This is a genomic window from Microbispora sp. CL1-1 (assembly GCF_012034195.1).
GTDB lineage: Bacteria > Actinomycetota > Actinomycetes > Streptosporangiales > Streptosporangiaceae > Microbispora.
In genome coordinates this window covers 173390-196131 of the sequence record NZ_JAATEK010000008.1, presented here as the reverse complement: position 1 = coordinate 196131, position 22742 = coordinate 173390, and the positions used below count along the sequence as shown (strand labels likewise).

Sequence of the window (22742 nt, the reverse complement as noted above, 5' to 3'; positions counted from 1 at the left end):
CCCCGTGAAGGGGGCCGGGCGTCGGTTGTTCTCTGACGCGCTTCCTGATTAAAGGTGACAGTTCGGGTAGAGAGGTCCCGGCGTGCGCGCGGAACCCTCATAGTGAGTGGGGCGCCGCGGTCACCAACGGCGAGCGTCCGCTCGCATCGCGTGTAGGGGGGTCTGGTTTGATCCGACTGATGCTCGCCGAGGACATGCACCTCATCCGCAAGGCGCTGGTCGCTCTGCTGTCGAGCGAGGACGACCTCGAGGTGGTGGCCGAGGCGGACAAGGGCGAGGACATCGTCAGGCTCGGCTGCCTGCGGCGCCCCGACGTCGCGGTGCTCGACATCGGGATGCCCGGTGTCGACGGCATCACCGCGGCGGCCGAACTGCACCGCCGGTTGCCCTCCTGCAAGACCGTCGTCCTCACCGGGCTCGGGACGCCCATGGCGCTGCGCAAGGCGCTGGACGCCGGCGTGCGCGGCTTCGTCGTGAAGGACGCCTCGCCGGGCCACCTCGTGGACTGCATCCGCCGCGTGTCGAAGGGGGAACGGGTCATCGACCCCGAGCTCGCGGTGGCCGCGCTCGACGCCGACAGCAACCCGCTGACCGCCCGCGAGCTCGACGTCCTGGAGAGCGCGGCCGGCGGCGCCACCGTGGGAGAGATCGCCGACCGCCTGTCGCTGTCGCGGGGCACGGTCCGCAACTACCTGTCCCGCATCATCACCAAGGTCGGCGCCCGCTCACGCGTCGAGGCGATCCAGATCGCCTCCGAGTGCGGCTGGCTGTGGCCCGCGCCCGGCCGGGATCTCGGCATCCTGCGCTACCGCCCCCGCCGGTAGCCTCCCCGGGCCCTCCCAGTGGCCCACCAGGCCGGCGTACAGCGGGGATGAGGCCACCATCTCCTCGTGCGTGCCGAGCCGGACGCGCGTGCCGTCCATGACGAGCACCCGCCGGGCCCGCAGGGCCGAGGAGATCCGGTGCGCCACGACGATCACCGTTCCCGGCCGCGCCGCGAAGGCCGCCTCCGCCCGCGCCTCCGCCGCCGGATCGAGATGACAGGTCGCCTCGTCGAGCACGACCAGACGGGCGGGGGACAGGTAGGTCCTCGCCAGCGCGACGAGCTGCCGTTCGCCCGCGGACAGCTCGGCCGGGTCGAGCGGGCCGCCTCCGGTGCGCCGCGCGAGCTCCGTCAGCCCGAACGCCGCCACCGCCTCGTCCACCCGATCGGGAGGCGTGCCCGGCGCGAGGTACGTCAGGTTCTCCGCCAGGGTGCCGGGGAAGACGTACGCCTCCTGGGGGATCAGCGCGCGGGCGGCCGGACTGACCTGTGTGGCCGGGACACCTCCGACGAGGACCTCGCCGTCGTCCGGGGTCAGCAGGCCGGCGACGAGCGCGGCCAGCGTGGACTTGCCGATGCCGCTCGGGCCGACGACGGCCAGGTGGTCGCCCTCGGGCACGTCGAGGTCCAGCCCGTCGATCACCGGCTCGGGGGACTTGTGCCCCGGTTCGCCGTAGGCGAAGCGCACGCCGCGCAGCTCCAGCCGGACCCCGCCGGGCTCCCGGTCGCCGTGCGGCACGGGCGGGCCGGGCGCGTGCAGGATTCGCTCCAGTGTGACGGCCAGGCGGATCCCGCTCACCCCGAGGCCCTGGACCAGGCCGCCGAGCGCGGGGGAGAGCGACTGCATCACGTAGGTCAGCGCGCCGAGGATCACCCCTCCGGTCACCCCCTGGCGCACCAGCCAGGGCGCGCCCGCCAGCAGGAGCACCACCGGCAGCCACCCGCCCACCGCCAGCGACAGCGTCCGCGACGCCGTCACCCGGGCCAGCGCCCGTGCGGCCCCCGCCTGCCGGGAGATCTCCCGCCCGACGCTCGCCGCGACGCGCGCCTCGCCGCCGCAGGCGGTCACGTCCCGCAGGCCGCCCGCCATCGCGGCCACCGCGGCGGCCGTACGCTCGTCGGCGACGATGAACTCGCGCTGACGCCGGGCCAGGGCGGGCAGGGAGACGAGGAACAGGCCGAGCCCCAGGGCCACCGGAGCCAGCACCAGCGGCACGACCTCGGCGGCCAGGGTCGTCAGCCCCACCGCCACCCCGGCCAGCGTGAACACGAAGGTCCTGACCACCGTGATGATCGCGCCGAAGGCGTCCCTGGCCAGCTCGACCTGGTGGTTCATCCGGGCGACGGCCGCGCTGTCGCCGCCCCGCCCGGCCCGCAGCGCCCCGGTCACCACGCGTTCCAGCAGGTCATCGCGGAACGGCTCGACGATCCCCGCGATGAGCAGCAGCACCTGCCGGGCCGCCAGCGCGGCCACCCCCCACGCGGCGGCGAGCACGCCCAGCCAGATCAGGCCGGTGCCGGGCCGCCCCGCGGCGAAGCCGTCGTCCACGGCCCGCGCGATCGCATACCCGCCGGTCAGCGCGGGCAGGGTCTCCGCCACCGACCAGCAGGCCAGCCACACCAGCCGGGAGGGCGCGCGCAACAGCGCCCGCGTGAGCACCCGCCGCGCCTCCGCGCCATCGAGGGCGCCGCCCGCCTCGTTGTGGGTGGCTGGTGCGGCAGGTCCGGTGGGTCCGGTGGGTGTGGTCCGTGCGGCAGGGGCAGCGGGGGCCGGGGCGTGGGTGTCGTGACGCCGCGCGTCGGCCCCGCCGGGTGCGCGGCGCTTCACGAGGCGTCCTCGGCGCGGAAGACCGCGCGGTAGCCGGGGTCGTGCCACAGTCGCTCGTGCGTGCCGGTCGCGCGGACCCGTCCGTCCTCCAGCCACACGACCTGGTCGGCCTGGGCCGCCGTCGTCACGCGATGGGCCACCACCAGCCGGGTGCGGCCGGACAGGCTCCCGGTGAGCGCCCGCCCGACCTGCCGCTCGGTCACCGTGTCGAGGCTCGACATGGCGTCGTCCAGGATCAGCAGCCGGCCGGCCTGGGCGAACGCGCGGGCCAGGCCGATCCGCTGGACCTCGCCCCCGGACATCGGCGCCTCGGCGACCGGGGTGGCGTACCCGTGCGGCAGCCGCCGGATGAAGACGTCGGCGCAGGCGGCGACGGCGGCCGCCCGCGCCGCGTCCTCGGCGCACGCCGTGTCCCTGCTGCGCGTCGCGTTCTCGGTGCGCGCCTTGTCCCTGCTGCGCGCCGTACTGTGCGCGGTGCCGTCCCCCGGGGGGAGGCCGAAGGCGACGGCCTCGGCCAGCGTCTCGCCGAACAGCGCGGGCCGCTCGAACGCGTATCCGACGGCGCGGCGCAGCGGCTCGCGGCCGATCTCGCGCAGGGGCACGCCGTCGAGCAGGACCGCGCCGCGTTCGGGATCGACGAGCCGGCCCGCGACGGCGGCCAGCGACGACTTGCCCGAGCCCGAGCGGCCCACCACCGCCGTGCACGTGCCGCCCGGCACGACCAGGCTGACACCGCTCAGCAGCCGTGTGCCGTCGGCCCGTACGGTCACGTCACGCAGTTCCAGCGTGCCCGGGCCCGGCGGCAGCGGCCGGTCCCCGTACGCCGGGGGCGGCACGGCGAACAGCTCCTCCAGGCGCTGGGCGGCCGACCGGGCGCGGGCGATGCGTGCCGCGTAGCCGAGCGCCGACCCCAGACCCGCCCCGAGCACGACGTAGCGCGCGGCGGCGAGCAGTTCCCCGACGGTGAGGCCGCCTGCCGACAGGCGCAGCCCGCCGGCGGCGAGCACGGCGATCTCCAGAAGCGGGACGACGACGGCGGCCTGGACACCGGCCCGCGCCTGCAGCCGCCACAGCGCCAGGCCGTGGGCGCGCAGGCGGGGGAGCGGGGCGAGCACACGCGCCGCCTCCCGGTCCTCGGTTCCGGCGGCGGTGATGGTGCGGGCCCCGGCGAGCGCGCCCACCAGCATGCCCGCGATCTCTCCCTGGGCCTGCTGGTAGCCGCCGGAGGCCGCCGTGGTCCTGCGCATGAACGCGCGGAGCACGGCGACGATCAGGAGCAGGCCGGCCACCAGCGTGACGGCGAGCCACGGGTCGATCAGCGCGAGGGCGACGACGCTGCCGGCCGCGGGAACGACGAGCGTGGCCGCGGTGACCACCGCCTCGGGGGTCCGCCCGGCCTCCTCCACGTTCACCCCGGCGCGGGTGACGATCTCGCCCGGCGCGAGGTGCCGGGTCATGCCGGCGCCGACGGACAGGGTGTGAGCCACCACCCGGGAGCGCAGCCACCGGGCGGCCCGCGCCCCGCTCACCCCGGCCGCGAGCACGCCCAGCGCGTCGCACGCGACGACCAGCGCGATCAGCAGCACGGCGGTCGCGAGCGGGCCGGTGAGCCCGAACGCGGCCTCACCCCCCGCTCCCGCCCCCACGCCGGCCCCCGCTCCCGATCCCGCCCCGGTCTCCGCTCCTGGCCCCGCCCCCGTTCGCGACTGGATCCGTACCACGACGTCGACGGCGCGGCCGAGCGCCGCCGGGAGCAGCAGGTCGGCCGCCGCGCCCAGCAGCGCCGTCGCCGCGAGCACGGCGAGCCACGGGCCGCCGCGCCGTACGGCCCGCGCGATCAGCAGGTCCGCCGGACGAGAGCTCACCGGATCCTCCAAAGGGGTGAAAGGCCGGACAGGACGGGAGGGGCTCCCGCGGCCGACCGGCCGGGGCCGTAAACGCGGAAGCCTGGGCGGCCGCGACGACCGCCCAGGACTCCCTCAGCGTGTTACCAGCCGCAGAGCAGGCTGAGGCTGCTGTTCTCGTGCGGGGTGCAGGCCAGGAGGCTCAGGTTGCTGCCGCCGCCGCCGTGGCCACCGCCGTGGCCGCCGGGGATCTCGAGGTTCTGCAGGTCGAGAAGCGCCATCTGGAACATCTCCTTGTATGGGTTTCGTCAGCCGGGGATGGGGCTGACGTTCGTGTTCACCGGAAGGTCGTCAGCGTGTTACCAGCCGCAGAGCAGGCTGAGGCTGCTGTTCTCGTGCGGGGTGCAGGCCAGGAGGCTCAGGTTGCTGCCGCCGCCGCCGTGGCCACCGCCGTAACCGCCGGGGGCCTCGAGGGTCTGCAGGTCGAGGAGCGCCATTGCGCGTTTCACCTCCTTTCGAGGCTGGTCGGGACGTTCGACCCGGCGGCGGTGCGCAGGGGCCCCTGCGCCCGGGACCGTCCGGGGGGTTCGAGGAACGGGAGATGGACCGGCTCGTCGTGCAGCGCGGTGCCGAGCGCGAGCAGCACGCCGGCGCTCCCGGTGGCGAGATCCATGGACAGCCGGAGCAACTGGGCTCCGGGGAAGGCCAGCCCGCCCTGGTAGGGAAGCTCGTGCCAGGCCAGCCGGGCGATCTGCGCCGCGGCGGCCTCGGGGTCGGGGCGCGAGCCGGACGACAGGCAGGCGATCATGCCGGCCCGGCCCGCGAACAGCCCCGGCTGGATGTAGTAGGGCAGTGTCGTGACCGGCCGGATGGCGGCCAGCGACTCGGCGAAGGTCTCGTCGTGCCGGTGGGCGAGGTAGCGGTCCAGCACCACGCCGATGCCGGCCGACCCCTCGTCGAGGTAGGGGTTGGTCCGCCAGCCCTGCTGCACCTGAAGCTGACCGTCCTCGCGGCCGACGCACCGGCGCAGGTCCTGCCGCAGCGCGGTGGCCGCGAGGTCGAGCAGGCCGGGGTCGCCGGTGCGCTCGTAGGCGTGCAGGAACATCAGGGCAGGCCCCGACGAGCCGTACATCAGCCCCGCGTGCGGGTGCTTGCCGCCGCTGATCTCGGGCACGTCGTCCGGGCCGCCGAGCCGGTCGGCCACCAGCGCCACGACGCGCGCGGCCCGCTCGCGCAACTCCGGCTCGCCGGTCGCGTCGTGCAGGTGCATCAGGGTGAGGCCGATGCCGGACAGGCCGCGGTAGAGACTCAGGTCCAGCCGTTGTTCCCCCGGCTCTCGTGCGCACCGTTCCGCCACGTCGAGCGCGTCCTCGCGGCGGCCGAGCGCCTCCAGCGCGTACGCCACCCCGTGCAGCCCGTTGTAGAAGCCGGGCCCGATGCCGGGTTCGGCGGCCTGCCTGAGCAGCCACTCCTCGTGCTCGGGGAAGCGTCCCGCCCCGGTCGCCGCGAGCGCGTACAGGACGCCCGCCGCGCCGTTGGCGAGGCTCACCCCACCGCCGGGCTCGAACTGGACGATGTCGCCGGGGAACAGGCGGTCGTCGCGTTCCGGCGTCGCCGAGGCGAGGATCGCCTTCGCCAGCGCCTCCCGCAGGGCGGGCCAGCCCTGGGTGAGCCGGGCCCGCCGGGGGAGCCGGCTCGGCTCCGGCGCGGGCGGATCCTGCCCGAGGATCGTCCGTACGGCCCCCTCGATCAGCGCGGGCGGCACCGGGAACGTCTCGACGATCAGCCGGCCGAGCTGGGCGGCCTTGGGCCGGTGGAGCTGCAGCAGCATGGTGGTCATCGGGGCGAACACGCCCAGGTGCAGGCAGGCCAGCGCGTACTCGTCGGCTGCGACGCCGGCCAGCTCGCGCGGCGGCACGAAGCCGGGATTGGCGAGCGTCGGTCGCCTGCGCTCCTCGACGGGGGAGGAGACCTCGAAGTCGATCAGGACCACGCGGTCGCCGTCCACCAGGACGTTGAAGGGGTGCAGGTCGCCGAACACCACGCCGCGCTCGTGCAGCGCCGAGACCGCCGCCCGCACCTTGGCGAGCATCCCGATGGCCCACCCGGCGTAGTCCGCGTCCATGACGGGGGTGCGGTCGGCGCGCGTGAGGGGGTGCTTCTGGGCGATGAGCTGGCTGAGCGAGGTGCCGTCGACGTACTCCTGCACCAGGAAGTGGTGCTCGCCGACGGTGAAGTAATCGCGCAGCGCCGGGACGACGTCGAGGCCGGCCAGGCGCTCCATGATCGCGGCCTCGTGCCGCAGGCGGGTGACGGCGTCGCGTCCCTCGACGTCCAGCCCGGCGTGCGGGCGGGCCTCCTTGAGCACCACCTTCTCGCCGGTGCGCCTGTAGTGCCCCAGGTAGACGCCGCCGCCGTTGGAGAAGTGCAGCACGCCGTCCACCGCGTACGGCACGCCTTCGAGCGTCACCGCGTTGCGCGCGGCCAGGTGGGGTTCGAGGAACACGGGCAGGGTCACCCAGGAGGGCAGGGCGAACGCGGGACCACGCACGTCGGGGACGAGGTCGCCGTCGGCGTTCTCGATCGCGAGGACCCGCTCGCCGTTCTCGTCGAGGCAGTGGCGCTCGGCGAACCCGCCGTAGCGGACGAACAGCGGTCCTTCGCCGTAACGCAGGTCGCTGAGGATGTACGGGCCCTCGACGCCGTCGAGGATCTCGGCGAGCTCCTTGAGCGTCAGCTCAAGCTGGGCCTCGTCCACCGGATAGATGGTGACGAGCTTGCCGCTCGACCCGCGGAAGGCGTACTTGGAGTTCTGCATCGCCATCACGCGCCGGCCGCGCAGGAACTTGAAAGCCAGTCCGCGGGGGACGCAGTAGTCCCAGGCCGCCGCGATCACCCGCTCCGCCTCCGGCACGGAGGAGGAGATGTGGATCTTCCAGCCCTGCGTGGGCAGGGTGGCGCCGGCCGGCGCGTAGTGGAGCCAGGTCCCGCTCGCGGCGTGCGCCCATCCCTCGGGAGCGGGCCGCGCGGCGATGGCGAAGTCGGGATGCTCCTCGCGCTTGGTGTCGAGGGTGTCGTAGAACAAGGGATCTGCGAGGCAGTAAATCTCGTACTTACTAATCACCAGATGTCCCCTCAGGCCGGTCACGTCAAAGAATTCCGGAAATAAAGAGAAGGGCCAAGTTACGCCCGTCAACTGCGCCATGTGAAATCTGCACATAACAACCGTGACGCCGTCATGGGTCGGTGGTGATGCTTTTCATTGCGGTCATCAAGGGGCCTAATGGACTATTCGGTCAAGGGGCTGGTCAAACGCACTGACCGAGGTCTGCGGCGGGTCGGCGAAGGGATAAAGGGCCTGGGCCCAGAAGTCCACGACGCGCATGCGCGCTGCCTGCACGTGGAGGGTTCGGACAGGCAGGCCCGAGCGTCGGCATGCGGAGACCTGTGCCTCGCTACGCGGACGCCCGCGCGTTGTTATGCGGGACCCGTGCGTCGCCGGGTGGAGGCCCGGGCGTGCTTATGCGGAGGCGCGCCTGGCTATGCGGAGGGCCCGCGCGTCGACATGCGGAGACCTGTGCGCTGCTATGCGGAGCGGTGCGTCGCCGTGGGGAGGCCGGCGCGTCGTGCTTTCGGATCCGGGCCGCCCGGCCGGTGAGCGCGGCCTGTGTCAGCGGCGGTCCCCGCCCCTGCAGGGGATCTCGGCGATGAGGCGGAACCAGCCGTCCGGGTCGAGGACCGTTCCCACGACGCCGTCGAGCTCCGCCGCTCTGGTGCGGAGGTTGTCCAGTCCGCTGCCGTCGCCGGGCGGCGTGGAGGGATCGACGCCGTTGTTGGAGACGGTGAGCGTCGCCATGCCGCCCCGCACGACGATCTCGATCGTGCACAGGGTCGCCCTGCTGTGACGCAGGACGTTGGTCACCGCCTCCCGCACCATGATCGCGAACACCGCGCTGATCTCGTCGCCCAGCTCCGCCTCGGTGGCCTCGACGCTGCAGCCGGCGCCGTACGCCCTGAGCACGGCCCGCGCGTTGGCCAGTTCCGAGGCGAGCGAGACGTCACGGAAGGAGCGGGTCACGTTGCGGATGTCGGCGGACGCCTGGCGGATCGACTGCACCACGTCGGCCAGGGCCGGTCGCAGGGGGCTGTCGTCATCCGCGAGGCGATAGGCGAGCTCGCTGCGCAGGGTGGCCAGCCACAGGCGGCTGCTCACGAGGTCGTGCACGTCACGGCCGAACTGCTCGCGGGCTTCGGCCGCCGCCTGCCGCGCGGCCTCGGCCTGCGTGGCGCGCAGCCGGCGCAGGCGCATCGCGAGGACCACCAGCGCGGCGATCGGGAGCGTACCGAGCAGAGCCAGCAGGGTGAGCAGGACGACGTTCTGCACGTGGGGCAAGTGACGACCCTCCAGTCATCCTTGCCGTAACATCGGCCTCGCCATTCGGTACATACACCAGATCTTTGCATACCGGTCACGAAATATGGCTACTTTGTCAATGTCGAAGTAGGTTCTATTGCCGTCGCGTATAGGGCTTTCCGGTGGTGCCCTAAAAACGGGCCTTCACGAATTGTGAATCCGGCTGTAACAATTCTGGAGCCGTGCCCGTTTTGGAGGGAAGGTGTGGAAAGCGTGGCGCTCAGGCGAGCGCCCGTACCGCCGCCCCGAACACCACGGGCAGGCGCCGCGCGGCGGGCACGATCATCCGGGCCGCGGGAGGATGCCGCCTGGCCCCCACCAGAGCGGCCGTCAGCAGACGGGAACGCCACGACAGGCGCCGCCAGGCGGCCTCGTACTCCTCGGGGCGCCCCGCCCGCAGGCATGAGACCAGCGCGTGGGCCGACAGCAGCGCGAGCGAGATCCCCTCACCGGTGAGCGCGTCGACGTAGCCCGCGGCGTCGCCGACGAGCAGCACCCGCCCGGCCACCCGCCGCCGCACCCGCTGGCGCAGCGGACCGGCCCCGCGCACGGGGGTGGCGGGAGGGCCGTCCAGCCGGGCGAGCAGGCCGGGGAACCGCGCCAGGTGCTCGTCGTAGGTCCGCCGTTCGCTGCTGAGCACGGCCACGCCGATCAGGTCGTCGCCCACCGGGGTGACGTACGCCTCGCCGCCGGGCGCCCAGTGCACCTCCACGAAGTCCGTCCACGGCGCGACCCGGTAGTGACGGCGCAGGCCGTATCTGCGGGGGCCGCCGGACGGCAGGCCGAGCCCGAGCCGCGTCCTGATCGGCGAGTGCAGCCCGTCGGCCGCGACCAGCCACCGCGCGCTCAGTTCCCGGACGCCTGCTTCCCGGCCGTACGGTTCCCGCGTACGCGGTTCCTGAACACGCGGTTCCCTGCCGGACGGTTCTCCGGCACGGAACTCCAGACCCGACGTGCCGCGTGACTCCGGGCCGTATGGTCCCCGGCCACGCAGTTCGGGCCGGTGCAGTTCCGGGCCGTGCAGCTCGGACCCGTGCAATTCAGGCCACCGCGGCTTCGGGTCACCCAAGTCTGCAGCACGCGGTTCTGGAGCACGCAGTTCCGGGGCACACAGCTCCAGATCGCACAGGTCCGGGCCGCCTGTCACGCGGGCGCGTACGCCCTCATCAGCGGCGTGCACCGCGTCCACCCGGCCCGGCACGAGGCGGACGCCGAGGTCCCGGGCGCGGAGGGCGAGCGCCTCGTGCAGGGCCGTGCGGCGCACGCCCAGCCCGTGGCCGTCCCGGAACTCCGCCTGCACCCGGTGGGGCCCGTCCACGTAGCGGATGCCGCGGAACGGCCTGCCGTCCGGCATCTCCACCCCGAGGTCCGCCAGCGCGGCGGCGCCGGTAGGCATCAGGCCCTCCCCGCACGCCTTGTCGACCGGGCCGGTCCGCGGTTCGACGACGACCGTCTCCATTCCGGCCAGCGCCGCGTGGATGGCCGTGGCCAGCCCGGCGGGCCCGCCGCCGGCGACCAGCAGGTCGATCACGCCGCGGTCCCCGCCCCTGCGCCGGGTGCGGCCGAGCCGGTGGCCGCGGTGGCGAGGGCGGTGTTCTCACAGCGCAGGCGTACGGCCATGAGCGGCACGTTGAGCAGGGTGAAGGCCAGCGCCGTCAGCCAGGCGGAGTGCACGAGCGGCAGCGCCGCGCCCTCCACCGCCACCGCGACGTAGTTGGGGTGGCGCAGCCACCCGAACCGGTACGGCCCGCGCCGTACGAGCGGCAGACCGGGCACGACGATGACCTGCGTGTTCCACTGGGGGCCGAGCGTGGTGACGCACCACCACCGCAGCCCCTGCGCGGCCAGGACCAGCACGAACATCGGCCAGCCCAGACCGGGGACGAACGGCCGGTCCGCCAGCCACACCTCCAGCAGGCATCCGGCCAGCAGACCGGTGTGCAGGGCGACCATCCAGGGATAGTGGCCCCTGCCGTACACCACGCCGCCCCGGCCGAGGCTCCAGCGGGCGTTGCGGCGGGCGACGACCAGCTCGGCGAGGCGCTCAACCGCGACGAGCGCGATGAGCAGCACATACCAGGGCGACACGGGCCAGGACGACACGGGCCAGGACGACACGGCTTCTCCCTACCAGCGCAGCAGGACGAGTTCGGAGCAGAACCCCGGGCCCATCGCCAGCAGCATGCCCGGCGTGCCCGGCGGCGGGGGCCGCAGCGCGAGGGTGTCGCGCAGCACGTGCAGCACCGAGGACGACGACAGGTTCCCGTTGGTGGCCAGCGAACGCCAGGTGAGGTCGAGCGCGCCGTCCGGGAGCGCGAGCGTCTCCGCGACGGCCTCCAGCACCTTGGGGCCGCCGGGATGGCAGACCCAGGCGGTGATGTCGTCCGCGGTGAGGCCGTGGTCGGCGAGGAACCCGTGCACGTCGTCGCCCAGATAGGTGCGGACCACGTCGGGCACCCCGGCGTCCAGCACGACGCGGAAGCCGGTGTCGCGGACGTCCCAGCCCATCACGCGTTCCGAGCCGGGATAAAGGTGGCTGCGCGTGCCCACCACCGTCGGGCCGGCCGCATCCGCCGGTAACGGCTCGCGCTCGTCCCCGTACGCGACCACGGCGGCGGCGCCGTCTCCGAACAGGGCGCCTGCCACGAGGTTGGCGGTGGAGGTGTCGTCGCGCTGCAAGGTGAGGGAGCACAGCTCGACCGAGAGCAGCACGGCCACGTGGCCGGGCCAGCCGCGCAGGTAGTCGTGCAGCCGGGCGATTCCGGCCGCTCCCGCCACGCACCCGAGGCCGAACACCGGCACCCGCTTCACGTCCGGGCGGAGCCCGATCCGGTTGGCCAGCCTGGCGTCCAGCGACGGCGCGGCGACGCCGGTGACCGACGTGCACATGATCATGTCGACGTCCGCCGGGGTGAGCCCGGCCGCGTCCAGCGCCCCCGTTATGGCCTGCGCGCCCAGGTCGAGCGCGGCCTCGATGAACAGGTCGTTGGCCGCGCCGAAGCCGTCGAGCTTGCCGTACTGGTCGAGCGGCAGCACCAGGTTGCGGTGCTCCACCCGGGCGCCGGCGTGCAGCCGGTCGAGAAGCCGGCGATCGGCGCCAGGCGGAAGGCAGACCCGCGCGAGCGCGTCCGCGATCTCCGCCTGCGAGTGGCGATGCGGGGGAACGACACCGTGGACGGCCGCGATCCGCGTCATCTCACATCCTCGTGCAGGCGAAAACCGTGACAATTCCCTCTTGCCCGTTGGGGGCCCCGGCATACATTTCGGTGCGGATCGTGATCTGTCGTAGATGCCCCGTTACGCTCAAAACGTGACCGGTTCAGGGGAACTGCCCGAGGACGCGGCGGCCGGCAGCGGCGCGGGCGCCGCCGTGCCGGTCCAGGACGCGCGTCGCGCGGCCTCCTCCTCGGCGGGCATCGAGAGCGTCGCGGGCATCGAGAGCGTCGAGGGCGCTGAGGGTGTCGAGGGCATGGAGGGCATCCGGGGCGAGGCGGCTGCCGAGGGCCAAGGGGCCGCCGGGGATCCCAAGGTGACCGGAACTGCCGCGATGACCAGGGACGCCAGGACGAACAGGGCGGCGGGGGTGGCGTCTACCGCGGCCGGGTCAGCGGGAGTGGCCGCAGTGGCGCGTATGGTGGCCGGGCTGGCCAGGGCGTGTCACCCGGGTCCGACAGCGGCGGTGACGACGCTGGTCACGGCGCTCGTGGCGGTCGCCGGATGGGGGCCGGCCGGGACGGTGCTGACCGCTCTCGCCGTGCTGACCGGTCAGCTGTCCGTGGGCTGGTGCAACGACGCCGTGGACGCCGCCAGGGACGCCGGGGCAGGCAGGACGTCCAAGCCGATCGTGGCGGGTCTGGTGTCCGCGCGCACGGTGCGCGTCGCGGCGTTCGCCGCACTGGTGGCCTGCGTGCCGCTCTCGCTGACCTGTGGTGTGGTGGCCGGGGTGACGCACCTGGTCGCCGTCGCCGCGGCCTGGGCCTACAACCTGTGGCTCAAGGGCACGGCGGCCTCGTGGGTGCCGTACGCGGCGGGGTTCGGCGCGGTGCCGGTGTTCGTGACGACCGGAACGCCCGGCCACGCCCCGCCGGTCTCACCGCCGGTCTCATCCCCGGCGTGGTGGGCCGTACTCGCCGCGGCGCTGCTCGGCTGCGCGGCGCACCTCGCGAACGTGCTGCCCGACATCGAGACGGACGTCGCGACGGGGGTGCGGGGCTGGCCGCAGCGTCTCGGCCCCGCCCGAGCGCGGCGTGTCCTGCCGCTGCCGTTGCTGGCCGCGTCGGCGCTGCTGGTGGTCGCGCCTCCGGGACCGGCAGGCCCGGCCCGATGGCTCGCGTTCGCCGGAGTGGCCGCGTGCGCCGCGGCCGGTCTGCTGCTCGCCCGGCGCGTGGCCGCGGCGCCCTTCGCCGCCGCGATCGGTGCGGCCGGGATCGACGTCCTGCTGCTCGCCGCCACGCCGGGCGTCGTCAGCGGAGGCTGAGGCTGAGGCTCAGGCAAGGCGGCCGGGTGTCCCCCTGGGATCGCGGGCGGGCGTAACCGCGACGACCCCGAGCAGGGACACCTAGAGCAGGGACACCTACTAGAGCAGGGACACCTGAAGGAATCACTTGCGGGGGAGGAACAGTCCCAGTGCCACGGCCGCGATCGGCACCAGACAGAGGACGGTGAAGACGCCCTGCGGGCCGTACGCCTCCGCCGTGACGCCGAGCACCGGCGCGGCGAGCCCGCCGACGCTCACGCCGAGCCCGAGCGTGACACCGGCGGCGGTGCCCGGCCGGTTGGGCAGGTAGTCCTGGCCCAGCTTCACCAGCACGGCGAACGGGATGTTGACCGCGATGCCCGCGAGCACGGCGAACAGCATCGGCAGGCAGGGCCCCGGCAGCAGGCGCAGCCCGGCGAGCGCGGGTATGGCGAGCAGGCCGCCGATCTGCACGGTTCGCACGAGTCCCATCCGGTCGGCGAGGCGTCCCCCGAGGAGGGTGCCCGCGACCCCGCCGACCAGGAAGCAGGCCAGGGCCGCGCCCGCGAGGCCGCGTCCGGCGTCGAGATGCCTGATCCAGAACAGCTCGATGAAGGTGAGCACGCCGAAGAACGTCACCGACCTGACGACCTCGATGCCGGTGAGGACCATGAACGGCGCCCACCTGTCGGTGCCCGCGCGCGTGCCCGCCGCGCCCGCCCGGGCCGGGGGCCGGTTCCGGAGCAGCGCGAACGCGACGAGCAGGGCCGGTGGGATGAACAGGACCGTGGCGCCGACGCCCATCGCGATGAGGACGGGCGTGGCCAGCACGGGCGCGAGGAAGAAGCCGACGCTCCCGCCCGCCGCGAAGACGCTCATCGCCGTCGCGCTGTCTCCCGCCGTCTCTCTGGCCCCCTTGCCCGCCGCCGGGTGGAACATGGCCACGCCGAGCCCGGACAGCAGCACGAGGGCCCAGACCACGGGGTAGGGCTCCACCAGCCCGGACAGGCCGAGGCCGAGCCCGGCCAGCGCGACACCGGCGGCGGCGAGCCAGCCCAGGCGGAATCGGTCGACGGCCAGGCCGATGAACGGCTGCGGAATCGAACTGCCCAGGGCCGCGGCCATCGTCAGCCCGGAGGCCGCCACGTAGCCGTAGTGCCGGTCGAGCACGAAGTAGGGCAGGCAGGCCGGCACGAGTCCCTGGTAGAGGTCGTCGACGGCGTGCGCCGTAGCCCACAGCCACATGCGCCGCCACGCGGACGCCGCCCGCGCCGCCGGCGCCTGAACGGATGTCTGTGTCACTGATCGTCTCCTTGAGAGGCTCCGTCGAGCATCCCGGACGACCCTGGCGGCGAACTAGCGATATTCTGCCGAGTCATGTCGGCAACCCGCCATCCCTCCGGCGGCGGCGCGTCCCGCGTGCCGCTGGCCCACCGTCAGCGCATCGACTGGCACGACCACGCCTCCCACCAGATCATCCATCCGCATCGCGGGGTGTTGCGGATCTCGACGCCGATCGGCGACTGGGTGGTGCCACCGCATCGGGGCGTGTGGATCCCGGCGGGAGTGGCGCACGCGCACGAGGCGTACGGGCCGACCGAGATGCGGGCGCTGCTCTTCGGCCCGACGGTCAACCCGCTGCGGCTGGACCGGCCCACGGTCATGGCGATCACGCCTCTGCTGCGGGAGGTCGTGGTCGCCCTGACCGGCGACGACGAGCCGACGCCGGGTCAGCGGGCCAACCTCGAACGCGTGCTGCTCGACCAGCTCCGCGAGGTCGAGGCGCTGCCGCTGTGCCTGCCGACGCCGTCCGATCCCCGGCTGCGCGACGTGGCCGCGATCCTGGAGGCCGATCCGGCGGACGGCCGTACGCTCGCCGAGCTGGGCGCGGTGGTGGGCGCGTCGGAACGCACGCTCAGCAGGCTGTTCCGCGCGGAGACCGGCATGAGCTTCCCGCAGTGGCGCACCCAGCTTCGGCTGCATCACGCGCTCATCCTGCTGGCCGGCGGCCGGTCGGTGACCTCGACGGCCGCCGCGTGCGGTTACAGCGGCCCCAGCGCGTTCATCCAGTCGTTCAAGCACGCCTTCGGCACGACCCCGCACGCGTACGTGCGCGCGTGAGGCGGCCGGTCACGGCCGGGCGAGCACCACGTAGCCGCCCTCCAGGAACACCACCCGGTAGCCGCCTCGGCCGTGGAGGGGCGCGGAGCTCAGCCCAGGACCGAGAACCAGCGGCCGGCCTCGGTCCACACCTCCACGGGGCGGAAGCCGGTGCGTGCGGCGAGCGGCCCGATGTCCGACACGCTGACCCGCGCCCAGGCGAACCACCCGGTGACCCTGCCCTCCCGCCGCAGCCGCACCCGTTCCGTACGGGTCGCGGCGCCGGGCGGGTCGAGCTCGGCGACGACCTCGCCGCCGGGACGCAGCAGCTCGCGGGCCCGGCGCAGCAGGGCGTCGGGGTCGCCGCCGATGCCGATGTTGCCGTCGGCCAGCAGCACGGTGCCCCAGCGGCCCGCTCCGGGCACGTGGCCGAACACGTCGCGGCAGAGGGCACGCCCGCCGGCCAGGCGGGTGAGCCGTACGGCCCGGGGGGTGACGTCGATGCCGAGCGCCTGCACGCCGCGCCTCGTCAGCGCCACGGTCAGCCGCCCCGGTCCCGAGCCCACGTCGAGCGTGGGGTCGGCGCAGCGGGCGAGCATGGCCTCGTCCCCTTCGGCGTCGTGGAGCCAGCGCCACGCCTCCAGCGGCCAGGTGCCGCCGTCGGCCGACTCGACCTCGACTCGCGCGCCGTCCAGCGACTCGGCGTAGAGCGGGCCGATCACGCGGGGACGTCCGCGCCGAGGGCGGCCAGCGTCGCCGCGAACCGCGAGGAGGGGATCCGCGCGGCCACCGCGTGCGCGTCCGCGGCGGTGTCCACGTCGGTCAGCTCGGGCAGCAGAGCGGTCCGCACGCCCGCGGCGCGGATCCGCTCCATCAGCAGCGCGCCCGTGTCGGGCCGGGACATCGGCAGCCCGTCCAGCAGGGCGGGATCGGGCGTGCGCTGCCCGAGCAGCCAGAACCCGCCGTCGGAGGCCGGGCCGACCACGACGTCGTGCCCGTCCAGCAGCCGCACCGCCTCGCTCAGCAGCGCGGGGGTGACTTGCGGCGTGTCCATGCCGATCAGCACGACCGGCACGGGAAGGGCCGTCCACGCGTCGGCGAAGGCGGCGGTCAGCCGTTCGGCCAGGTCGCCGCCCCGCTGCGCGACCACGTCGCACCCTGCGGGCAGCCAGGGCCCCGGCTCGCCGAGCAGGGCCAGCACCCGGCGCGCGGCGGGGGTGGCGGCGACGGCCGACAGGGTGTCGCGCAGTGCCGCCTCCGCGAGCGCGGCGGCCTCTTGAGCCGTGTACGGCGGCGTGAGCCGGGTCTTCACTGCCCCCGGCACGGGCGACTTGGCGATCACGACGAGCTGCGCCGCGGCCCCGCCCGTGGCCGGCGTCACGCCGCCCGCCACATGTCGCGCACCGTACGCACGGTGCCGCGGACCGTCCCCGTCACCTTCGAGTGGCCCACCCGCGGCAGGTAGTCGACGTCGACCTCGCCGATGCGCCAGCCCGCCTCGCTCGCCCGCAGCACCATCTCCAGCGGGTAGCCGAACCGCCGGTCCCGCAGGCCCAGGTCCAGCAGCGCCGTACGGCGGGCGGCGCGCATCGGGCCGAGGTCGTGCAGGGGCGCGCCGGTGCGGCGGCGCAGCCGCCAGGCGAGCACCTGGTTGCCCAGCCGGGCGTGCGCGGGCCAGGCCGACGCGGTGACGGGCCTGCGGCGGCCCAGCACCAGGTCGGAGTCGCCGCGCACCACATCCTCCGCGACGTACGGAAGCTGCCGGGGATCCAGGGAGGCGTCGGCGTCCATGAAACACACGACGGGGGCGGTCGCCGCCTCCAGGCCCGCGTGGCAGGCGGCGCCGAAGCCCGGCCTGGGCTCGCTCACCACGAGCGCGCCGTGCCGGGCGGCGACCTCGGCCGACCCGTCGGTGGATCCGTTGTCCACCACGATGGGCCGGTAGCCGTCCGGCATGCGGCCGAGCACCCAGGGCAGCGCCGCCGCCTCGTCGAGGCAGGGAAGCACCACATCGATCTGCATGCCGCAGAAGCTAGAGCCCAGGGGGCCGCCGAGTTCTTACGAAGTGACTACGGGGCTGCCCAGAGGGTCCGGACGGCGGCCACGGTGCGCCTACGGTGGCGGTCGTGACGGCACGACAGGGGGCGCCGGCGGAGCGGCAGGGCTCGCCGGCGGGCGGACGGGCTGCGCCGGCGGCGCGGTGGAGGGCGCTCACGGCCCGGCAGCGGGCGCTGGTGGTCTGGGCGGCGCTGGTGGTGGGCGCGTTCGCGGTAGGCGGGCTGCTGCACGCCCGCGGGGTGCTGCGCATCGACCACCTGCCGCCGCTGCACGCGCTGGCGCGCCTGCCCACGCCCGCGCTGCTTCCTGCCGTGGTCTTCGCCGCGGTCGCGGTCCCCGTGCTGCCCCGGCTGACCGCGAACCCGCCGATGCGCGCGGCGCCGGCCGCGGCCTTCGCCGCGTCGCTCGCGTGGACGGTGCTGCTGGCGGTGTCGGGGGACGGGCTGGCGTGGCCGTTCACCCACCCGCAGGAGTACCTGGCCGGGCTCGGGGCCGTGGGCGACGATCCCCTCGGCTGGCTCGCCGGGTTCACCCGGGATCTGCCTGCCTATCCCACGCACGTACGAGGTCATCCGCCGCTGCCGGTGCTGGTGCTGTGGGCGCTGGCGGCCATCGGGCTGCCCGGGCCGTTCTGGGCCGCCCTCCTCGTGGTCGTGACGGGGTGCTCTGCCACGGTCGCGATCGGCCTGACCGTGTGGCGCGTCGCGGGGGAGGACGCGGCCCGGCGCGTGCTGCCCCACCTCGCCCTGTGCCCGGCGGCGGTGTGGATCGCGACGACCATGGACGCGTTCTTCGCGGGCGTGGGGGCGTGGGGGACGGCGCTGCTGGTGCTCGGCGCGCGGAGCCGGGCGGGCCGGGTGGTGCTCGGCCTCGGCGCGGGGCTGGCGCTGGGCGCGCTGCCCTACCTCAGCTACGGCATGGTGCCGTTCCTGCTCGTCCCCCTCGTCGCGGCGCTCGTGGTGGGGGTGCCGCGTTCGACCGTGGCCGCCTGCCTGGCGGGGATGGCCGCGGTGAGCGCGCTGTTCGCCGCCGGGGGGTTCTGGTGGCCGGCCGGTGTGCTCGCCACCCACGCCGAGTGGGCGGCCGATCCCGGCGCAGAACGGCCCTACCTGTACTTCCTGGTCGCCAACCTGGCCGTGCTCGCCCTGGTGACCGGCCCGGCCACCGCCGCCGGCCTCGTGGCCCAGGGACGTGCCCGCGACCGGATCCTGCCGATGGCGGCCCTGGTCGCGGTGCTCGCCCTCGACGTCAGCGGCGTCACCAGGGGCGAGGTGGAGCGGATCTGGCTGCCGTACGCCCTGTGGGTCGCCGCGGCGGCCGGACGCACCGGAACCGGCCGGGAGGGCGACCGCCGCCTGCTCGTGGTGCAGGCGGTGGTGGGCCTGCTGCTGCAGGGCTTCGTGAAATCTCCCTGGTGACTCAGCCGGCCGTCCCGAGAGGGGCGTGGGCGAACTCCCGCATGCCGTCGGCGAAGCGGATCCGCGCCCGGAAGCCGAGGTCGGCGGCGGCGCGGTCCGGGGAGGCCACGATGTGCCGGACGTCGCCCAGCCGGTAGCGGCCGGTGACCTCCGGCGCGGGTCCGCCCCGGGCCACGCTGAGCGCCTCGGCCAGGTCGCCGATCGTGTGGGGCTCGCCGCTGGCCACGTTGTACGCGCGGAGCCGGCCGGGCGGGGCGGCCTCCAGCGTGTCCAGCGCGGCGAGGTTGGCCGCCGCGACGTCGCCGACGTGGACGAAGTCCCTGCGCTGGCCGCCGTCCTCGAACACCAGCGGCGCCCGCCCCGCCTCCAGCGCGGACCGGAAGATCGCGGCCACCCCGGAGTAGGGAGTGTCGCGAGGCATCCCCGGGCCGTACACGTTGTGGTAGCGCAGGGCGACCGCCACGCCGCCGGTCTCACGGGCCCAGTTGGCCGCCAGGTGCTCCTGGGCGAGCTTGCTCGTGGCGTACGCGTTGCGCGGATCGGGCGCGACGTCCTCGTCCACGGTTCCCGGCGACAGGGGGCGCCCGCAGCGCGGGCACACCGGCTCGAACCGCCCCTCGGCCAGGTCCTTCTCGGCCCGGGGGCCGGGCCGCACCCGGCCGTGTTCGGCGCAGTCGTAGACGCCCTCGCCGTAGATGACCATCGATGACGCCAGGACCAGCCGGGAGACCCCGTGCCGCGCCATCGCGGCGAGCAGCACCGCGGTCCCGAGGGCGTTGACCGACACGTACGCCGGCAGGTCGGACACGTCGACGCCCAGGCCGACCTTGGCCGCCTGGTGCACCACGGCGTCGGCTCCGGCGACCGCGCGGGCGACGGCGTCCTCATCCCGCACGTCGCCCACCGTGACGTCCTCGCCGCCGCGCAGGTCGAATCCTCGCACCTCATGCCCGGCGTCGCGCAGCAACCCGGCGACGCCGCTCCCGATGAAACCGGCCGCGCCGGTGACCACGATCTTCATCTCGCCACGGTATCGGCGCCCTGCCCAGGTGAAAGTTTCACAATCCTTACGGAACGACCGGCGGGGACGCGGCCGGTCCTTTGACCGGTTCCCTCGGCCGACCGATCATCCGGGCTACATCGTTGGCGGACTTCGTCTCCGGAAGGTGGGAGCTGTGCCCAGACTGTCATGGCCTGCCGGATGGGTTGCGGCGGGCGCCGTCGCCGCCGCGCTGCTGGCGGCCAACATCACCGCGCCGCCCGTGCTCGCGGGCAGTGTGGCCCAGATGCACGCCGTCCGCATGCTGACCACGGTCTCGCCGTCGCCCTCGGCCTCGCCGGGAGCGGACGTGAGGCCGCCGACGGGGCCGGGGGACCTGCGGGCGTGCCCGCCGCCCCCGCCGCCGAGCGGGAGCTTCCAGGGTTCGGTCGGCCTGTGCTGGACGGCGTCCACCGACAACACCGGGGTCGCCGAATACAGGGTGTACATGCTCACGGCGAACGGTTTCGTCCTGGTGGCCTCCACCTTCCAGACGACGGCCGTCGTCACCGGGCTGGGCGGCGACCGGACCTACGCGTTCTACGTCGTCGCCAGGGACGCCGCCGGCAACGTGAGCCCGCCGAGCGCGCTGGTCAGCGCCCCGGCACTGGGCGCGGGACCGACGCCGACCCCCGCCCCGACCGACACCACGCAGCCGACCAAGCCGACGGGGCTGCAGGGCGACTGCGTGCCCGACTTCAACGGGACGTCGCTGTGCTGGACGGGGTCCACCGACGACGTCGGGGTCACCGGCTACGACGTCTACCGGCGCACCGACACCGGCTGGGCGCGGGTGGCCAGAGACCTGCCCGCCACGGCTCGGTCCTTCACCGAGGCCGGCTACAGCAACGTCCCGGGTCAGCAGTACATGTACTTCTCGCCCGGTCGCTCGTACGTCTACGTTGTCGTGGCCAAGGACGCCGCCGGCAACGTCAGCGAGCCGTCCGACCTGGTGACCTCCACGGTGCCGAGCGACTACCCCACCCACTCGGCCTCCCCGACCCCCGCGGCGACGTGCCGGGTCGAATACGACTCCTGGACGTGGCCCGGCGGCTTCGGAGCCAATGTGAAGATCACCAACATCGGTTCCGCCGACATCGACGGGTGGGAGCTGCGCTTCGCCTTCCCCGAGCAGGGACAACAGCTCACCAGCGGCTATTCGGCGACCTGGTCCCAGTCGGGCAGGGACGTCACGGCCGTGAACGCGGACTGGAACGCGACGATCAAGCCCGGTGCGTCCGTGCACATCGGGTTCAACGGCACCCACACCGGCGCCAACCCCGATCCCCGGAGCTTCACCCTCAACCTCCGCACCTGCGTGGTGAGCTGATCCCCGCCGCCGTACGGCCCGCCTCCGTGTGGGGCGGGCCGTGGTGAGAGGGCCCGGTGGCCGGCCGTTGTGCTCGCCACCCGGGCCGCTCGGCTGAAATTTTCACGGTTCTTGCGGAACGACCGGCGGGGACGCGGCCGGTCCTTTGACCGGTTCCCTCGGCCGACCGATCATCCGGGCTACATCGTTGGCGGACTTCGTCTCCGGAAGGTGGGAGCTGTGCCCAGACTGTCATGGCCTGCCGGATGGGTTGCGGCGGGCGCCGTCGCCGCCGCGCTGCTGGCGGCCAACATCACCGCGCCGCCCGTGCTCGCGGGCAGTGTGGCCCAGATGCACGCCGTCCGCATGCTGACCACGGTCTCGCCGTCGCCCTCGGCCTCGCCGGGAGCGGACGTGAGGCCGCCGACGGGGCCGGGGGACCTGCGGGCGTGCCCGCCGCCCCCGCCGCCGAGCGGGAGCTTCCAGGGTTCGGTCGGCCTGTGCTGGACCGCGTCCTCCGACGCCACCGGGGTCACCGAATATGAGGTGTTCCTCCTCACCGCCGACGGTTTCGTCTCGGTGGCCTCCACCTCCCGTACGACGGCCGTCGTCACCGGGCTGGGCGGCGGGGACCGGACCTACACGTTCTACGTCGTCGCCAAGGACGCCGCGGGCAACGTGAGCCCGCCCAGCGCGCTGGTCAGCGCCCCGGCGCTCGGCGCGGGACCGACGCCGACCCCCGCCCCTGACGACACCACGCCGCCGACCAGGCCTGCCGGACTGCGGCCCAACTGCATTCCCGACTTCAAGGGGACCTCGCTGTGCTGGACGGGGTCCACCGACGACGTCCGGGTCGTCGGCTATGACGTCTACCGGCGCACCGCCACCGGCTGGACGCGGGTGGGCACGTCCATCGGCACGTACTTCACCGAGGGCAACCTCGTCACCGGCCAGTCGTACTCCTACTTCGTCGCGGCCAAGGACGCCGCCGGCAACGTCAGCCCGCCGTCCGACGTGGTGATCGCCACGGCGTCCGGCGGCTATCCCACCTACACGCCGCCGCCGGTCAACTGCAAGATCGAATACACGGCGTGGTCGTGGAGCGGCGGCTTCTCGGCAAGCGTGACGATCATCAACCTGGGCCAGACGCCGATCGACAACTGGACGCTGCGCTTCGTCCTCCCGGACGCCGGGCAGAAGGTCACCAGCGGCTGGTCGGCCACCTGGTCCCAGTCCGGAAAGGACGTCACCGCCGTGGCCATGCCGTGGAACTCGGTGATCCAGGGCGGCGGGTCCCTGCAGATCGGGTTCAACGGCAGCCACACCGGTGCCAACCCCGATCCCACCGGCTTCCGGCTGAACGGCGGCACCTGTATCCAAGGCTGACCGCCGTCCATCCTGCCCCGCCCGTCCTGCCCCGCCCGTCCGCTCCGGCCGGGCGGGCGGTGTCCGT

20 protein-coding genes are annotated in these 22742 nt (G+C 74.2%); 6 read left to right on the top strand and 14 right to left on the bottom strand.

Annotated features, from left to right (window positions below; genetic code table 11):
* Window positions 1-167 precede the first annotated feature (167 nt).
* The gene (locus tag HCK04_RS13130) at window positions 168-824 is read left to right on the top strand and encodes a response regulator transcription factor (protein ID WP_142647440.1); all 657 of its coding nucleotides are present in this window, start codon (window positions 168-170) and stop codon (window positions 822-824) included.
* Here HCK04_RS13130 and HCK04_RS13125 read toward each other — a convergent pair.
* The 9 genes from HCK04_RS13125 to HCK04_RS13085 all read right to left on the bottom strand — a co-directional run bounded on the left by HCK04_RS13125 (window position 726) and on the right by HCK04_RS13085 (window position 12104).
* Window positions 726-2651 carry an ABC transporter ATP-binding protein gene (locus tag HCK04_RS13125; RefSeq protein ID WP_260617236.1) on the bottom strand — a complete coding sequence of 642 codons (1926 nt, stop codon included), beginning with the start codon at window positions 2649-2651 and terminating at the stop codon, window positions 726-728. The two genes, HCK04_RS13130 and HCK04_RS13125, sit on opposite strands and share 99 nt — an antisense overlap.
* Window positions 2648-4516: an ABC transporter ATP-binding protein gene (locus tag HCK04_RS13120; RefSeq protein ID WP_142647439.1), complete on the bottom strand. Its 1869-nt coding sequence runs from the start codon at window positions 4514-4516 to the stop codon at window positions 2648-2650. Before HCK04_RS13120 ends, HCK04_RS13125 begins: the two co-directional genes overlap by 4 nt.
* A 122-nt stretch (window positions 4517-4638) precedes the next feature.
* Window positions 4639-4785, bottom strand: a complete 147-nt coding sequence (locus HCK04_RS13115) for a SapB/AmfS family lanthipeptide (RefSeq protein WP_240971353.1) — start codon at window positions 4783-4785, stop codon at window positions 4639-4641.
* A 69-nt stretch (window positions 4786-4854) separates the two neighbouring features.
* Window positions 4855-5004 (bottom strand): SapB/AmfS family lanthipeptide, encoded by a 150-nt coding sequence (locus HCK04_RS13110; protein WP_142647438.1) that lies wholly within the window; start codon window positions 5002-5004, stop codon window positions 4855-4857.
* On the bottom strand, window positions 5001-7619 hold the full coding sequence (lanKC, locus tag HCK04_RS13105) for a class III lanthionine synthetase LanKC (protein ID WP_142647437.1): 2619 nt from the start codon (window positions 7617-7619) through the stop codon (window positions 5001-5003). Before lanKC ends, HCK04_RS13110 begins: the two co-directional genes overlap by 4 nt.
* Before the next feature lie 546 nt (window positions 7620-8165).
* The gene (locus HCK04_RS13100; protein ID WP_260617243.1) at window positions 8166-8879 is read right to left on the bottom strand and encodes a histidine kinase; all 714 of its coding nucleotides are present in this window, start codon (window positions 8877-8879) and stop codon (window positions 8166-8168) included.
* Window positions 8880-9129: 250 nt separating this feature from the next.
* Entirely contained in the window at window positions 9130-10440 is a 1311-nt protein-coding gene (locus tag HCK04_RS13095; RefSeq protein WP_260617234.1) for an NAD(P)/FAD-dependent oxidoreductase, read from the bottom strand.
* On the bottom strand, window positions 10437-11027 hold the full coding sequence (locus HCK04_RS13090; RefSeq protein WP_260617233.1) for an isoprenylcysteine carboxylmethyltransferase family protein: 591 nt from the start codon (window positions 11025-11027) through the stop codon (window positions 10437-10439). The genes HCK04_RS13095 and HCK04_RS13090 overlap by 4 nt, the downstream gene beginning before the upstream one ends.
* Before the next feature lie 9 nt (window positions 11028-11036).
* Window positions 11037-12104 carry a 3-oxoacyl-[acyl-carrier-protein] synthase III C-terminal domain-containing protein gene (locus HCK04_RS13085; protein WP_142647435.1) on the bottom strand — a complete coding sequence of 356 codons (1068 nt, stop codon included), beginning with the start codon at window positions 12102-12104 and terminating at the stop codon, window positions 11037-11039.
* 115 nt (window positions 12105-12219) lie between these two features.
* On the opposite strand from HCK04_RS13085, the gene HCK04_RS13080 reads away from it, so the two are divergent.
* Entirely contained in the window at window positions 12220-13386 is a 1167-nt protein-coding gene (locus HCK04_RS13080) for a UbiA family prenyltransferase (protein WP_312845735.1), read from the top strand.
* 123 nt (window positions 13387-13509) lie between these two features.
* Here the strand turns inward: HCK04_RS13080 and HCK04_RS13075 are convergent, their stop codons facing one another.
* A complete protein-coding gene (locus HCK04_RS13075) occupies window positions 13510-14667 on the bottom strand; it encodes an MFS transporter (protein WP_260617232.1) in 1158 nt (385 codons plus the stop codon).
* 75 nt (window positions 14668-14742) lie between these two features.
* Between HCK04_RS13075 and HCK04_RS13070 the strand changes: the two genes are divergently transcribed.
* A complete protein-coding gene (locus HCK04_RS13070) occupies window positions 14743-15486 on the top strand; it encodes a helix-turn-helix transcriptional regulator (RefSeq protein WP_142647434.1) in 744 nt (247 codons plus the stop codon).
* An 89-nt stretch (window positions 15487-15575) separates the two neighbouring features.
* Here the strand turns inward: HCK04_RS13070 and HCK04_RS13065 are convergent, their stop codons facing one another.
* Genes HCK04_RS13065 through HCK04_RS13055 form a run of 3 tightly spaced genes read right to left on the bottom strand, consistent with a single transcriptional unit; the run spans window position 15576 to window position 17487 of the window.
* Window positions 15576-16187, bottom strand: a complete 612-nt coding sequence (locus HCK04_RS13065) for a methyltransferase domain-containing protein (protein WP_221889909.1) — start codon at window positions 16185-16187, stop codon at window positions 15576-15578.
* Window positions 16184-16846, bottom strand: a complete 663-nt coding sequence (locus HCK04_RS13060) for a TIGR04282 family arsenosugar biosynthesis glycosyltransferase (RefSeq protein ID WP_221889908.1) — start codon at window positions 16844-16846, stop codon at window positions 16184-16186. Before HCK04_RS13060 ends, HCK04_RS13065 begins: the two co-directional genes overlap by 4 nt.
* Complete coding sequence (locus tag HCK04_RS13055; RefSeq protein WP_185948966.1) at window positions 16843-17487, bottom strand: glycosyltransferase family 2 protein; 645 nt, start codon at window positions 17485-17487, stop codon at window positions 16843-16845. Before HCK04_RS13055 ends, HCK04_RS13060 begins: the two co-directional genes overlap by 4 nt.
* Before the next feature lie 104 nt (window positions 17488-17591).
* Here HCK04_RS13055 and HCK04_RS13050 point away from each other — a divergent pair, with 104 nt between their 5' ends.
* The gene (locus HCK04_RS13050) at window positions 17592-18941 is read left to right on the top strand and encodes a hypothetical protein (RefSeq protein WP_142647433.1); all 1350 of its coding nucleotides are present in this window, start codon (window positions 17592-17594) and stop codon (window positions 18939-18941) included.
* A 1-nt stretch (window position 18942) separates the two neighbouring features.
* Here the strand turns inward: HCK04_RS13050 and HCK04_RS13045 are convergent, their stop codons facing one another.
* A complete protein-coding gene (locus tag HCK04_RS13045; protein ID WP_142647432.1) occupies window positions 18943-19962 on the bottom strand; it encodes an NAD-dependent epimerase/dehydratase family protein in 1020 nt (339 codons plus the stop codon).
* Between the two features lie 154 nt (window positions 19963-20116).
* On the opposite strand from HCK04_RS13045, the gene HCK04_RS13040 reads away from it, so the two are divergent.
* Both HCK04_RS13040 and HCK04_RS13035 read left to right on the top strand, forming a co-directional pair.
* On the top strand, window positions 20117-21310 hold the full coding sequence (locus tag HCK04_RS13040; protein ID WP_168065888.1) for a cellulose binding domain-containing protein: 1194 nt from the start codon (window positions 20117-20119) through the stop codon (window positions 21308-21310).
* 219 nt (window positions 21311-21529) lie between these two features.
* A complete protein-coding gene (locus HCK04_RS13035) occupies window positions 21530-22675 on the top strand; it encodes a cellulose binding domain-containing protein (RefSeq protein ID WP_142647430.1) in 1146 nt (381 codons plus the stop codon).
* Window positions 22676-22742: the final 67 nt, after the last annotated feature.

Excerpts from the sequence above, each read along its gene's own strand:
- HCK04_RS13115 (WP_240971353.1), bottom strand. The coding sequence starts at position 4,785 with ATGTTCCAGATGGCGCTTCTCGACCTGCAGAACCTCGAGATCCCCGGC.
- HCK04_RS13085 (WP_142647435.1), bottom strand. The coding sequence starts at position 12,104 with ATGACGCGGATCGCGGCCGTCCACGGTGTCGTTCCCCCGCATCGCCAC.
- HCK04_RS13045 (WP_142647432.1), bottom strand. The coding sequence starts at position 19,962 with ATGAAGATCGTGGTCACCGGCGCGGCCGGTTTCATCGGGAGCGGCGTC.
- HCK04_RS13055 (WP_185948966.1), bottom strand. The coding sequence starts at position 17,487 with ATGCAGATCGATGTGGTGCTTCCCTGCCTCGACGAGGCGGCGGCGCTG.
- HCK04_RS13070 (WP_142647434.1), top strand. The coding sequence starts at position 14,743 with ATGTCGGCAACCCGCCATCCCTCCGGCGGCGGCGCGTCCCGCGTGCCG.